Genomic DNA, 13,465 nt, shown 5'->3' on the forward strand with positions numbered 1-13,465 from the left:
TTACTTGTACTGCTCAAGGACTTTCTCGGTTTCTGCCGGGGGCAGCTTGCCGTGGTACTCGCCGTCGACTACCATGACCGGTCCCAGCGCGCAGCATCCCAGGCAGTTCACCGTTTCAAGAGAAAAACGCATATCGTCGGAGGTTTCCCCTGGCCCGACGCCTATTTTATCGGCGGCTTTTTCAAGTATTTTGGGCGCCCCGTGCACGTGGCAGGCGGTACCCATGCACACCATAACGTGATGGCGGCCGTGGGGTTTGAGACTAAATACTTTATAGAACGTAGCCACATGATAAACGCGGTTAAGCGGAACTCCCAATGCTTCGGTGACCCGCAGCAAGGCTTTTTTTGGCAGCCAGCCGTATTCCTTCTGGATTGCCAGCAATGATTGGATGAGCATGTCGGGCTGGCCTTTGAAAGGCTCTAATAGTTTATCAAGTTTACTGAGATCAGTTTCCAACGCTTTCCACCTTCTCGGGTTGCTTGACGCCTTTTTCGGACAACACTTTTAGTCCCAGGACGACACCGTCGATGATAGCCTCCGGCCGGGCGGCGCATCCCGGTACATAGACGTCGACAGGGATCACCTGGTCGACTCCGCCGATGACATTTGGGCAGTTATGGAACACCCCGCCGCTGCAGCCGCAGGTACCGATAACGATCACTACCTTGGGTTCCGGCATCTGGTCGTAGAGGTTGCGCAGCACTCTGGAGTTCCGCTTGTTGGCGGGACCGGTAACCAGCAGCACATCGGCATGTTTCGGGTTGCCCATATTAACGATTCCGAAGCGTTCGACGTCGTAAAGCGGCGTCAGGCAGGCCAGTATTTCGATATCGCAGCCGTTGCAGCTGCCGCAATCAAAATGCAGCAGCCACGGCGATTTTAAACGGGAAGTGGCAACGGCTTTGGTCAGTGTGTTCATCCGAGGGCCTTCAGTGCAAAAATATTGATGGCTCCGAGACCCAGCCCAATCATCCATGTCAGGCGCAGCATGTCGCGCCAGGTCAATCTGGCGGTGATGTTATCGACCACCACGACGACAAACCAGGCCGCCAGAGCCAGCAGGATGCCCCACCCTAGCCAGAACAGCGACATCACTGCCAGAACCAGCACCAGTTCAAAAGTATGGGCGATTTCGATTATCGCCAGTTCCCGGCCGCTGTATTCGGTCATCACCCCTTTTACGATCTCTTGGTGCCCGTGTTCGGACGCGGCGATATCGAACGGCGATTTGCGCATGATGATGATCAGGGCAACGACGAAAGCAAGGAAGACAGGCCACAACGAGGGTAGCAGGGCTGTGCCGATTCCTGAGATCATGAAAGTGCCGGTTTTAATGTAGATAGCGATAGCGCCGAGCAGCAGTATCGGCTCGTAAGCCAGCATCTGCAGCAGTTCGCGGTTAGCACCGGCGTGGCTGTAAGGGGATTTGACACTGAACGCACCGACAATCAGGAAAATATCGGCTACCCCGAGGAGCAGAATCAGGTATAAAAGGTCCTGCCTCAATGCAAACATGATCGTTGCCGCAAGGATGAAACCCAGGTAACCCCACACCGCCATGACCTGGAAGCCGCTGGAGGGTGCCGGTTTTTTACCTAATAATTTGAGAATGTCGTATATCGGCTGCAGCAGCGGCGGACCGACGCGTCCTTGCATCCTCGCAGAAAGCCGCCGGTCGAGGCCGCGCAAAAGGCTGCCGGCGATGGCAGGAATCAGTATAGCTGCGATTACAGCCAGGACACTCTGCCAAAATGTCATAGTACCAGTACCACCGCCAGGCTCAAGATCAAAATTCCGAGTCCCAGTTTTTGAAGATTACCCTCGAATCCTTCGGAAAAGACATTTAGGAAGTAGCTGCTGCCAAGCTTAAGTTCGGTTTCGCTGTCTGCCACTGCGTTAAAGGAAGTTGTTGAGGACGCACAGTTTTCGCCGCACATGTAGGCTGATATGGTATCGGTTTTCACCTTCCTGGTTCTCATTAAGATCAGGCCGATGAGGGCCAGGAGTAAGAAAATCGACCAGATGGCAAATACTCCAATACCGGTTTGGAAATTAGAGCTCGACGTTGTGAAGCTTGAAGGGAATGCCGTAGAAAGGATGGGAGAAATGAAACCGCTGAATAATCTGCTGAACAATAGGCTCAGGGTTAAAGCCGCAATAAGGAGTATTACTACAGGCAAATGATATAGAGCAGAGAAATGCTCACGTGTCGGGACGGTTTGACCCGGCGCTTGGGTGAACATCCTGCCGAGCCACTTGGCCCAGAACACGATGGTGAAACTGGAGCCGGTAACCAATAGAAGAACCGTAATCGGGAGGAGCAATCCCGATGTTGCCCCGGCAGATTCGAGCGCCGCCCATTTGCCGATAACCATGCCGAACGGGGCAAAGACCATGGTCACGATCGCGGCGATGACGATAAAGCTGATCATCGGGCGGCGATAGACCAGGCCTTGCATATCTTCGATGTTCCGGCTGCCGATACCGTGGTCGATGATGCCGACTCCAAGGAAAAGCAGCGCTTTTGATACCGCATGGAACACGGTTATCGCCAGAGCTGCGGTTATGGCTATCGGGGTATTGATGCCGGCACACATGATGATAAGACCAAGATTGGATATCGTGGAAAGTGCCAGGACCCGCTTGGATTCGCTCTGGCTGAGAGCCATAGCCGCCGCCGCGGTGAAAGTAAAACCGCCGAGGATGACCGCAGCCGACGACAAGGCTGTACCTTCGAAACCCGGCGCCATCCTTAGGATCAGGAAAACACCCGCTTTGACCATGGTGCTGGAATGCAGTAACGCTGAAACGGGTACTGGAGCCACCATAGCACCCAATAGCCAGGTGTGGAAAGGCACCTGGGCGGCTTTGACGAAGGAAGCGAGGAACAGGCAAGCCATAGGGAACATCAGCACGGTTGCGCCATTATTGATCAGGCTTTGAAGGGAAACACTTTCCAACTGACCATTGGCGTAGATGATCCCGACGATCAGTCCCAGTCCGCCGATAAGGTTCATCCACAGGGCGCGGAAGGCGTTCTTTACTGCCTCCGGTGTCTCCTCGTGGCGGATGAGGGCATAGCAGCACAGGGTGGTGATTTCCCAGAAGAAGTACAACCACCGCATGTTATCGGCAAAAACGATGCCGTTCATCGCTCCCAGCAGAATGACCATGAAGAAGAAAAAGGTATTCTGCCGGGTGCGGCTCAGGTTCTTATGATTTTCGTGGTCGGCCATATATCGGAGTGAGTAAACGCAGATAAGACCGCCGATAATCGAAATAATCAGGCTCATCAGGACCGATAAGTGGTCAATGAAAAATACCGGCGCCGCCGAATCGGCCGTTTGGGACTGCAGGTACAACGCAAGGAGTATTTGCGCCGATACCAAACCGATCACCATCAGATTCCGCGACTGCCTGCCGTTTTTCCGGTAATCGTTGATGCCTGCGTACAGGAAATAGCCCAGAAGAATGAAATCGAATACGGTAACTAACGTTTCCCAGGAAGAGGCAGCATTGAGGTTCAGCGGGAAATCGTCGGAAATAGCGAGGCCGATTGAAGCAACTGCGACAACGGCAGAAACGCAAAAAACCAGAATAGCCAGGGCGGAACGGCTACGCCCGAACGCAAGGCAGAGGGAGCCAATAATAAAAGGGGCCAGGATTAAAAGCGCAAGAGAAAATGGCACTCCTGCTCCTAACAAATGCCCAAATGGCGACTCTTGTACCTGAAATGTAAGAGATTATGGTCGTAAGAGTAATATTTGTCAACAATAAGTGAAGGAATGTAACTTTTATGAATTTTTCAGGCAATAGTATCCGGAACAACTACAACCTTTAAAGATGTATCCGCCCCTACCACCAGCCCGAAGCCATCGACGATCTTCGAGAGGGGCACCCGGTGGCTGATCATCTTTTTCGCGTCGAACCGCTTGGTTGCAATTAGTTCTAGAGATTCCTTTATCTCGTCCGTGGCGGCGCCATAGGAAAAGAGCACGGAGATCTCCTCCCGCCAGAAACGCACCGATGGCAATTCCAGCGGCTTCTGCGGTACGGCGAAAAACAGGATGGTGCCCCGTTTGTCCACAGACGCGATAGCGTCGGCCACGGCTTTATCGGCCCCAGCGCAGACAATGACCGTTTCGGCCAGTTGTCCGCCGTTGGCCCTTTTGAGTTCGTCGGGCGAGTAGGTTGCGGCGTTTATGGCGACATCGACCCCAAGCTCGGCGGCTTTGCCTAGCCGGAGATCGTTGATATCAGTGGCAATGACCTTTGCGCCGGCGGCTTTTGCCAGTTGTACGTGACATAATCCTGAGATGCCGGAACCGATGATCAAAACCGTCTGCCCATGACGGATTTTGAGGCGCTTCTGCCCGGATACCACGCAGGCCAGCGGCTCGATCATCGCCGCCTCTTCAAAACTCACCTGGTCGGGCAGCCGGAAAGTGCCGTATCTCACGTTTATTTCAGGGATGCGGATGTATTCAGCGAACCCCCCAGGGTCGTAATTGCCGGTATGCAGCGTCTCGCAGGCGGTCTCACGTCCGGTGCGGCAATAGTGGCAGTCAAAGCAAGGAACGTGGTGGGAGACAAAGACCCGGTCGCCAATGCCATAGCTTTTGACGTCCTCACCGATTTTAACTATCTCGCCGGCCATTTCGTGACCGAGGATTCTCGGCGCCTTCGGCTTGCGATACCATTCCATCACATCGGTACCGCAGATTCCGCAAGCCTTCATTTTGACGAGAATTTCATCGGGGCCGATTTCCGGCGCCGGCCGTTCTTCGATGCGGATATCCGTGTTGGAGTAGTAAACGGAGACTTTCATTTTTTGACCAGTGGAATGATTGCTATTCCATATTCACGTTAGAATCAAGATCCTAGAGGATTATTTTCCTTTGATTTTTCTAAGTTGTGCAATTCCACAGAATGTTGATGCTAATCCCAGCGGTATTATCGCGATAGTTGTGTACCGAATCATTGTCAATTCGGGATGAACAACTTGATCTACACTCCTCGGATCGGGTACCGGAAATGGGTAATACGACATAATTGCCGCCGTGGCTAGGCAGTCCGCTACCAATATTGAAATCCCCAGGATGATTTGAGCAATAGCTAGTTTCATAATTTTTGCCCTTTAATTTGAGATATAAAGGGTATTTGACTTTTTTCCCATAGAGATTTTTGCTATTGTTGATAAATCCTTAACGCTTCCTCCGCAGTCAATCCTTTGTGTACGATCGCCTTAACAGCTTTGATCATCCCAGCTGGATTGGTTGATTGAAAGATATTGCGGCCCATATCCACCCCAGCCGCCCCCGCCTTGATGGCGTTCTCCGTCATCTGCAATGCTTCCATTTCCGGCATCTTCTTGCCGCCGGCAATGACGATTGGAACAGGGCATCCGGCCACCACCTTCTGGAAATTGTCACAATAATAGGTTTTGACAATGCGAGCCCCAGCCTCGGCGGCGATGCGGCAGGCCAGACCCAGGTAGCGCGCGTCGCGTCCCATTTCCTTGCCAACAGCGGTAACCGCCATGACCGGCAGACCGTACCGCTCAGCCTCATTTACCAGTTTGCCGAGGGAGGTGATGGTCAGGTTTTCATCGGGAGCTCCAACAAAAATGGACATTCCGACCGCCGCGGCGTTGAGCCGAAGTGCCTCTTCGACGGAAACGATAACTTCCTCCCGGGAAAGTTCGCCCAGGATGCTGGTGCCGCCGGAAACCCGAAGGCACACCGAGGCATTGATGGACGGGCTGATGCAGCTCCGGAGCATGCCCCGGGTGATGAATACGCAATCCGCCTCACCAACGAGCGGAGGAATGCAGGCGCCGAACTCGGCTAAGCCGGTAGTCGGACCCTGGAAATATCCGTGATCGACAGCCAGCATGACCGTTCGGCCGTCCTTTTGGAAGATGCGTGAAAGGCGATTACCGATGCCAAAGTCCATAGAATGCTCCTAAATCTATATCGAGACTAGTATAGGTAAACAAACATTGGGTGGCAACTGTTTATCGCGCAAGTTGCAATGATTTTGCCGATGCTTTATTGTGGCATTAAAGAGGTAGTTAACATTGGAAGATCAAAACAAATCCAAAATGACATTGATCCTTGGAGCAGGCAACATTGCCGCGGGCGATGAAGGCTTTGGTGTTCACGTCGCTCGGCGCCTAGCTAAAATGGAATTGCCCGAAGGAGTTAGAGTTCTAGAAGGCGGCATTGGCGGTTTTGATCTCTTGGGACCTTTGGAAGGGGTGGACCGTCTTATTGTGGTAGACATAATGGCATTAGATCAACCTGCCGGCGACCTTTTCTTATTCAAGCCGGGAGGGACATCGATCGAGCCCGGGAAAAAGGTGGTTTCATTTCACCAGGTTGGAATCCTCGAACTAATACAGATTGCGGCGATAATCGGGCGAAATCCTGAGGTTTACTTCCTTGTGACTCCTCCAGAGACTATGGACTGGAGCTTCGACCTGTCACCGGTATTATCGAAGGCTGCCGATGAAGCAGTCGAATTCCTGGAAAACATAATCAAAGACGATTTCGCGGGGTTAAAGAAATACGTTACCTCTTTCCCAACGATTTACTCACTTGCTTCGATACAAACGTAAAAATATGTTGTCTATAACTTGCTGATATTATTGCTGCCATAGTTAACGACCCATATGTTGGCCCCATCGAAACATATTGACCTCGGGTTAGCACCCACAATATAGATACCAACAGTGAGACCATCGCTTGCCCTGAATTGGTTGACGCTGTTATTAAGGTCGTTGGCGACCCAGATACTTTGACCGTCAAAACACACTGCCGTCGGATTACTGACACTATAGGTTCCTACGACTCCACCGTCTATCGCCCGAACTTTAGATATGTTGTTGCTTCCATAATTTCCGAGCCAAAGGTTCGTACCATCAAAACAAATCGAGCGCGGATTGGTCCCTACATTATACGTTCCCAGTATAGTACCGTCGCTAGCCTTGATTTTATTCACGTTGTTGCTGCCATCATTTGCAACCCAGATATTAGTTCCGTCAAAACAGATTGCCTTAGGATTGGTACCTACGTTATAGGTACCTAAGACCGCTCCATTGTTGGCTTTGATTTTAGTCAAATTGTTACTTCCGGCATTTGCAACCCAAATATTAGCTCCGTCGAAACAAACGCCCGAGGGATTTGAGCCAACGGTGAAAGTGTTCACGATTGAACCATTATTGGCAGCAATCTTGCTCACACTATTGTTGCCATGAGCTACCCAGATGTTAGCTCCATCAAAACACATCGCGACTGGAGAGGACCCAACAGCGTAATTACCTAAGTTGAGTCCATCGTTGGCTCTAAATTTAGTCAAAGTGCCGGCAACGGAATTGGCTACCCAGATGTTTGCTCCATCGAAACACGCTGCAGTAGGGGAGGTACCAACGGAATACGCGATGCCTGATTGATTCGCCTGCCACCAACGCTGGAGAGCGATATCCGTCAGGTTCAAAGAACCACCAGCAGGACCCTGGGGACCTGTGGCTCCGGTGTCCCCTTTTTGACCTTGAGGACCGGGTTCACCTTGCGGGCCGGCTGATCCGGAACAAGCTAGATTTGAGATAGCCAGCACAATCAATACGCACCCGATACTGAGTATTCTCAAAATTGATTGTGATCGACGGGTATACTTGACCATTAGCATTTCGGATTGCCTCCATTCGTTTAGCTTTATGCATAGATTATTTATCGAACAATGTCAGATTAAAATCACCAATAAGTCCTTGTTCAGTAGAACTTAAGTACCGGATATTCCGGTTATCACCATTTTTCTAATCAACTGTGGGACATGACTAATCAGATGATATTAATCTTCATTCAAATTCATTGTCGGTAAGCCCTGGAAAGGCAAATCCAAGGATCTGATCAAGTCTCCAGCGTTTCTGGGAGCATACGCTTTCCAATGGTTATTAAAGAGGGCAAAAGTTTGTTTAGCGGTTGTAGCCGACTTCTTAACCCGTTCGGTCAATTCTTCAATTTCCTCGGGCGGGTATAGATAGCGGTAGCGCGTTTCATTGTTCCCGGTCCACCAGTCGGCAGCGTTCCGACCGTGGAATCTGAAGTACGCTAATTTGGTGGAAGTAGCCGGCAAGTCTCGTGCAATAGAGAAGCTAAACTTAGGTTCATCGATTTGAACCCAGGCGACATCATAAGTTGAAAGAAGGGTGGCGGTCGTGGGGTCGTCACTCCAGCTCTTGTGCCGTAACTCTACAGCCATTGGGTAATCTCTAAAGGTCCTCAGAACCGCTTCTAGGATTTGGCGGCCGAGCGCGCCATTTTCAAAACTTGGTGGAAACTGCGCCAGTATTGCTCCCAGCTTACCCGCCCGTGCGATAGGCTCGATTCCCTTCAAATACAGATCAACATCGTCTCGTGAGATGGCTGCTGCTTCACCGGTAGCCGCCTCGAACATCTTCGGATGGGTGAATTTTTGCCATAGCTTGGCGGTGAAGATGAAATCATCAGGCGTCTTTCTGACCCAACTTTCAGCCCAGGAGGGGTTGATCGGAGAATAGAACGACGAGTTGATTTCGACGCAACCAAAAAACTGGCTGTAAAAACCAAGCTCATTTTTCGTGCCGGGTGGGTAGAAGTAACCGTTCCAAGTCCCTTCACCCCGGGGATAGCTCCAACCCGAAGTGCCGATACAGTATTGAGCCATGCACAAATTCTAACACTCCCAGCAAGAGGCTAATGCCAGTCCTTCGATGAAGGCGCTTTTTCCAAAGCGGAGAAGGGCCTCACCTCGTTCACCACCACATTATGGGTGCCTTCCCGGCGAGTCAGACGGCCCTTGACCACCAGGAACGGTGATTTGAACTTGTGCTCCTGGCGCCCGTAAACCTGTGGGAAGACCATTAGAGGCACATGGCCGAACTCGTCTTCAAGGGTAATAAAGACCACTTTGCCGCGCGGCCGCTGGCGGCGGATGACCATGCCGGCGGTGGTCACCTCATCACCGTCGTTGAGGCGTTCGATATCTTTGCTGGAACTCACCCAACGGCTGAAGCGGGGTCTCAAAGAGGCCATGATATGTCCGGCGGGGAATAGCCCGAGGACGTTGTACTCCTCCTGCATCTTTTCCCAAGGGGTGAGCGATGAAAGTTTCGTCATATCCTGGGCCACCGGTAGGGGCAAGAAGAGTTGGGAATTGACCGGGCGATAGCGAAGGCCAATCTCCCACTTGACCTGGCGGCGGTTTGGCTCCAGGGAATCGAAGGCGCCGGCCGCAGCCAATGCCAGAGCCGTCTCTTCGAGTATGCCGCTACGTTCCAGGAAATCGCCGACACTATTGAAGAGGCCCGATTTCTGGCCGGCGAGGATTGCGTCCGCTGAGGCGGATCCCAGTCCACCGACGTGCAGGAATCCCAGCCGTAGAGCGTTACCCTCGATGACGCTGACCGAAGAACTGCGATTGATGTCCGGATTGAGTACGGTCACGCCATGGCGCCGGGCATCTTCCTTGAGCGTTTCCAGGTTGTAGAAACCCATGGGCTGCTGGTTGAAAATGGCAACGAAGAACTCCAGCGGGTAATAGAGCTTCAGCCATGACGCCTGATAGGCAGTCACGCCGAAGGCGAAGGCGTGAGATTCCGGAAACATATACTGGCCGTTGAACTTTTCCCAGATTGCCTCGGCGGCGGTTTCACCGACACCGCGGGCGGCGGCGCCTTCCATGAATTGCTTGTGATAGTGACTGAGCAAAGCCTCGTTATGATGGCGGCCGAAGGCGCGCCGTAGTTGGTCGGCGGCAAGGGGGGAAAAGCCGGCGATGTCCATAGCTAACTGGTTGACCTGGTCCTGGAAGAGTATGATGCCCAGGGTGCGCCCCAGCGACTTCTCCTCCAGCGGATGGTCGTAGACTACAGGTTTCTGCTTAGAGCGACGGGCGAGGTAGTCCTGGACGCCGCCGTTGACGCCGACACCGGGACGAACTGCCGCGACCTCGTGGGCCATATCGAGGAGGTTGCGCGGCTTCATGCGGGTGATGGTCTGCATCTGGGCAGCAGACTCCACCTGAAAAATGCCGATGGTATCGCCCTTACACAGCATGTTGTAGACCTTCTGATCATCGAAGTCGATGCGGGACATGTCGATGCGCTGGCCGGTGCGTTTTTTGATCAGTTCGACCGCTTCCTGCATCTGGGACAGAGCACCGAGAGCCAGGAAGTCGATCTTAACGAAGCCGGCGTCGTCGATGCTGTCTTTGTCCCACTGGCAGACGTAGCGGCCGTCGATGGCGCCGCGCTGCACCGGCACGATGTCAGTCAGGGGGTCGGTGGAAATGATCATGCCTCCGGGGTGCTGCCCCATGTATTTCGGGAAGCCGTCCAGCTCGGCGGCCAGTTCGATGAGGTCGCGCCACACTGGCGAATCGATCTTGTCCCGGAAGTGGAGGTTCTTTTCCATCTGCGCCCCAAGTTTCCGGGCGCTGCCCCAATCGACGTGCTTGGAAAGCTGGTCGACCTCCTCCAGAGGCAGCCCCAGGGCTTTGCCGAGGTCGCGGACGGCGCCCTTGATCTGGTAGGTGGCAATGGTTCCGGCCAGGGCGGCGTTGCGCCAGCCCCATTTGCCGTGCGTCCGCAGGATGAGGTCTTCACGGATAGAGCGGGGAAAGTCCAGGTCGATGTCCGGCACGCAGCCCATGGCGTCTTCAGGAAGAAAGCGTTCCAGGGAAAGTTTGTATTTAAGCGGGTCGATGTGCGACAGGCCGATGAGGTAGCCGATGAGAAGGGCCACCGAGGAGCCGCGGCCTCGGCCGGGAGGATTCTCCTCAAGGGTCAGTGACGGGTCGGACAAGCCCTGGTCGATCATAGCATCCCGCCCCAGAGTGATGACATCACGATAGAGGAGAAGGAAGCCGGCCAGCTTGTGCTTCCTGATAAGCCGGAACTCCTCATCCAGGCGGGACTTGACCTTGGGGGTAATGGCACCGTAGCGCCGCACTGCGGCATCAAGACACAGTTTTTCCAGGAAGCTATCCGGGGTAAAGCCATTCGGCACGGGGTAGTCCGGGAAGGTGTAGCCGGAGTCCTGGGTCAGGTCGAAGCGGCAGCGTTCAGCGATCTTTGCCGTGTTGGACACTGCCTCGGGGCAGAAGTCGAAGATGGCTTCAATCTCGGAAATGGGACGCAGATAGAACTCGGAGTTGTGGCGACGCTGCCGGTGGCTGGCCTCCAGGCTCTGGCAGGCCTTGATGGCGGCCAGGCAGTCCTGCAGGCGGTGACGCTCGCGGACATGGTAGTGGACGTTGCCGGTGGCGACAAGCTGGGCGCCGCACTCGCGGGCGAGGGCGACGAGTGCCTTGTTGCGGGCGCGGTCACCATAGACCAGATTGCTCTGAAGCTCGACGAAATAGTTATCGCTGCCGAACCAGCCAAGATACTGCCGGATGAGCTGGCGCGCTTCGTCGAGTTTTCCTGACTCAACGAGTTGCGAAAGTTCACCCTTCGGGCAACCGGACAGGCAGATGAGACCCCGTGCGTGTTCCCCGATGATTTCCGGGGGCATTTCCGGATTGAGCCGGTCGGGGGCTTCGTGGGCGGCGGTGATGAGGCGGCAGAGGTTACGGTAACCTTCACGATTCTCGGCGAGGAAGGTCAGGTGGTAGCCGCCCTTCAGTGTGATCTCAGCGCCGATAATGCCGGAAAATTCCAGCGACTTCGAGAGATGGGCGTAGCGCATCGCCCCGCACAGGTTGTCGTGGTCGGTGACGGCCAGCGCAGTGTAGCCAAGTTCCTTCGACCGGGTAAGCAGTTCCTCCAGCGAGGAAGCGCCGTCGTGGAAAGAGTAGTAGCTGTGGCAGTGAAGTTCGGCGTAAGGCATCGAAATAACCTAATAGCTCTGGTGGTACCATTTACCGTCGACAAGGTCCTTGAAGAGGGTCAGTCGCCGCCCATTGACGAGGATGACGGCGTAGTACATACGGGAGAGCGCTCTCGCTCGCCACCACTCGTCATCGAGGCGCCAGATGTCATCGATGACGGCGACAGGTAGCTTACGCCCCAGGGTTACCACCCTCGGTTGCCCGGAAGCCTCCTCATCGACGGCGATAGGTTCAGGCAGGTTTACCGGTTTAAGGGTATCAGCGTGAAGCGTCTTTCCGGTATCCGTGACCATGGCTCGACCTCTTTGATCTTAAATAATTGCGGCGCGCCGAGCTTGAGTTCCAGTTGCTTGATATCGCCGGCCAGTTTCTCGCCCGACCTGACCTCGGTGAAGATGCTGCTCTGGCGTCCGTCGGGGCGGCCGATGCGGGTGATCTTCATGCCCAGTTCCTCTACCGGGCCGGGCTGGGGACAGTATTCCATGACCTGCCTGATGCGGGTCAGGGCTGTTTTGATGTTCATTGCGGGCTCCTTGAAGTGGACCGCCTTTTGCCAGTGCTCGGACAGGCTGGTGTGGCTCCAGAGTTCGACGCAGCGGATGCCGGCGCCGCGGTGGCCGAAGCGGGCGAAGGCTCGAGAAAGGAGCGATTCGATAGCCATTAGCATGATGTCCAGCGACTCCGTGGCCGAGGGCAGGCTGGTGCTCTCCTCGATGAGTTCCTCCGACAGGCGGGGGTAGAGCAGCGTGTCGTCGAAACCGGCGGCGAGTTCGCCGATGCGCCTGCCCTCGGGGCCGAACTGTGCCTCCAGCTTGGAGATTTGAATTTCGGCGACCTTGCCGAGACTGTGCAGCCCGAAATCGTGAAGCCTCATCTTGCTCTTGAGCGACACCGGCAGCAGGTCGCAGGAAAGGTCTTTAAAGTAGGCGGCGGCGTCGCCTTGAATTGTTTTGTAACCATCGAAAGCGCTGTCGAGGGCGGCGAGATAGGCAGGAAACTTGCCCGCGGCGATACCCAGGCGTGCCTCGAAGCCTTCGGGGAGGGACTTGCGCACTGCGGAGACAAGGTCGTCATCGGTGGGGTAGAGCATCTCCAGGCCGTCGCAGCCGATGTAGATGTCGCCCAGGGCGCTGCCTTCGACGAGCGGGCTGACCTTCTCAAGGGCGTCCAGCACGCCGTTGAAGACGCTCCAGTAGTGGGCCATGTCGGCGTGGAGGAGCTCCATCTCGCCGTGGCGGGAGAGGGCCTGCTGGAGGGGCATGTCGCGCTCGAGGCCTTTGAGATCGGGGGAGAAGTCCAGCAGCAGTTTCTGGGAGCCGACGGAGTAGGTGACCGCGGCGGGGCGGCCGGCCAGTTCGGGCTTCTTCAGTATTTCGCACCGCAGGGGGAAGTGGGGCAGGAGGACACACAGCAGCTTCATCATCAACCTTCAATTATTATTTTCTCAAAAATGCATAAATCGACTGAAACGACTCTCTTTTTACGTTCATTTTTCACCGAAGGGGACAGAAGGGAAGTGAAACAAATCTTTGACTGTGCATTGTCTCGTCCTCATCTTCCCCGCCCCGGGCACAAATATTGTGCCCTACGG

12 protein-coding genes are annotated in these 13,465 nt (G+C 54.4%); 1 reads left to right on the plus strand and 11 read right to left on the minus strand.

Going from position 1 to position 13,465, the window contains the following annotated elements:
- The 6 genes from nuoE to lsrF form a co-directional block, all read right to left on the minus strand.
- Positions 1 to 459, minus strand: coding sequence for an NADH-quinone oxidoreductase subunit NuoE (gene nuoE / locus HX448_RS02745; RefSeq protein WP_102330643.1), 459 nt, complete (start codon positions 457 to 459; stop codon positions 1 to 3).
- The gene (locus HX448_RS02750) at positions 449 to 922 is read right to left on the minus strand and encodes an NADH-quinone oxidoreductase subunit B family protein (protein WP_102330644.1); all 474 of its coding nucleotides are present in this window, start codon (positions 920 to 922) and stop codon (positions 449 to 451) included. Before HX448_RS02750 ends, nuoE begins: the two co-directional genes overlap by 11 nt.
- On the minus strand, positions 919 to 1,761 hold the full coding sequence (locus tag HX448_RS02755; protein ID WP_102330645.1) for a respiratory chain complex I subunit 1 family protein: 843 nt from the start codon (positions 1,759 to 1,761) through the stop codon (positions 919 to 921). The genes HX448_RS02750 and HX448_RS02755 overlap by 4 nt, the downstream gene beginning before the upstream one ends.
- On the minus strand, positions 1,758 to 3,692 hold the full coding sequence (locus tag HX448_RS02760; RefSeq protein WP_102330646.1) for an NADH-quinone oxidoreductase subunit 5 family protein: 1,935 nt from the start codon (positions 3,690 to 3,692) through the stop codon (positions 1,758 to 1,760). The genes HX448_RS02755 and HX448_RS02760 overlap by 4 nt, the downstream gene beginning before the upstream one ends.
- Positions 3,693 to 3,808: 116 nt before the next feature.
- Positions 3,809 to 4,831, minus strand: a complete 1,023-nt coding sequence (locus HX448_RS02765; protein ID WP_102330647.1) for a zinc-dependent dehydrogenase — start codon at positions 4,829 to 4,831, stop codon at positions 3,809 to 3,811.
- 359 nt (positions 4,832 to 5,190) lie between these two features.
- Positions 5,191 to 5,958: a 3-hydroxy-5-phosphonooxypentane-2,4-dione thiolase gene (gene lsrF, locus HX448_RS02770; RefSeq protein ID WP_102330648.1), complete on the minus strand. Its 768-nt coding sequence runs from the start codon at positions 5,956 to 5,958 to the stop codon at positions 5,191 to 5,193.
- 124 nt (positions 5,959 to 6,082) lie between these two features.
- On the opposite strand from lsrF, the gene HX448_RS02775 reads away from it, so the two are divergent.
- On the plus strand, positions 6,083 to 6,622 hold the full coding sequence (locus HX448_RS02775) for a hydrogenase maturation protease (protein WP_102330649.1): 540 nt from the start codon (positions 6,083 to 6,085) through the stop codon (positions 6,620 to 6,622).
- An 11-nt stretch (positions 6,623 to 6,633) separates the two neighbouring features.
- Here HX448_RS02775 and HX448_RS02780 read toward each other — a convergent pair whose 3' ends face one another.
- From HX448_RS02780 to HX448_RS02800, 5 genes are all read right to left on the minus strand, one after another.
- Positions 6,634 to 7,626: a hypothetical protein gene (locus HX448_RS02780; RefSeq protein WP_162485971.1), complete on the minus strand. Its 993-nt coding sequence runs from the start codon at positions 7,624 to 7,626 to the stop codon at positions 6,634 to 6,636.
- Positions 7,627 to 7,854: 228 nt separating this feature from the next.
- Entirely contained in the window at positions 7,855 to 8,709 is an 855-nt protein-coding gene (locus HX448_RS02785) for a DUF72 domain-containing protein (RefSeq protein WP_102330651.1), read from the minus strand.
- Between the two features lie 29 nt (positions 8,710 to 8,738).
- Positions 8,739 to 11,873, minus strand: a complete 3,135-nt coding sequence (locus tag HX448_RS02790) for a DNA polymerase III subunit alpha (protein ID WP_102330652.1) — start codon at positions 11,871 to 11,873, stop codon at positions 8,739 to 8,741.
- A 9-nt stretch (positions 11,874 to 11,882) separates the two neighbouring features.
- Positions 11,883 to 12,167 carry a hypothetical protein gene (locus HX448_RS02795; protein ID WP_102330653.1) on the minus strand — a complete coding sequence of 95 codons (285 nt, stop codon included), beginning with the start codon at positions 12,165 to 12,167 and terminating at the stop codon, positions 11,883 to 11,885.
- Positions 12,116 to 13,297 (minus strand): DNA polymerase Y family protein, encoded by a 1,182-nt coding sequence (locus HX448_RS02800; RefSeq protein ID WP_102330654.1) that lies wholly within the window; start codon positions 13,295 to 13,297, stop codon positions 12,116 to 12,118. The genes HX448_RS02795 and HX448_RS02800 overlap by 52 nt, the downstream gene beginning before the upstream one ends.
- Positions 13,298 to 13,465: the final 168 nt, after the last annotated feature.

This window comes from Dehalogenimonas etheniformans (assembly GCF_014672715.2).
GTDB lineage: Bacteria > Chloroflexota > Dehalococcoidia > Dehalococcoidales > Dehalococcoidaceae > Dehalogenimonas > Dehalogenimonas etheniformans.

Excerpts from the sequence above, each read along its gene's own strand:
- HX448_RS02800 (WP_102330654.1), bottom strand. The coding sequence starts at position 13,297 with ATGATGAAGCTGCTGTGTGTCCTCCTGCCCCACTTCCCCCTGCGGTGC.
- HX448_RS02790 (WP_102330652.1), bottom strand. The coding sequence starts at position 11,873 with ATGCCTTACGCCGAACTTCACTGCCACAGCTACTACTCTTTCCACGAC.
- HX448_RS02795 (WP_102330653.1), bottom strand. The coding sequence starts at position 12,167 with ATGGTCACGGATACCGGAAAGACGCTTCACGCTGATACCCTTAAACCG.
- HX448_RS02785 (WP_102330651.1), bottom strand. The coding sequence starts at position 8,709 with ATGGCTCAATACTGTATCGGCACTTCGGGTTGGAGCTATCCCCGGGGT.
- HX448_RS02765 (WP_102330647.1), bottom strand. The coding sequence starts at position 4,831 with ATGAAAGTCTCCGTTTACTACTCCAACACGGATATCCGCATCGAAGAA.
- HX448_RS02750 (WP_102330644.1), bottom strand. The coding sequence starts at position 922 with ATGAACACACTGACCAAAGCCGTTGCCACTTCCCGTTTAAAATCGCCG.
- lsrF (WP_102330648.1), bottom strand. The coding sequence starts at position 5,958 with ATGGACTTTGGCATCGGTAATCGCCTTTCACGCATCTTCCAAAAGGAC.
- HX448_RS02755 (WP_102330645.1), bottom strand. The coding sequence starts at position 1,761 with ATGACATTTTGGCAGAGTGTCCTGGCTGTAATCGCAGCTATACTGATT.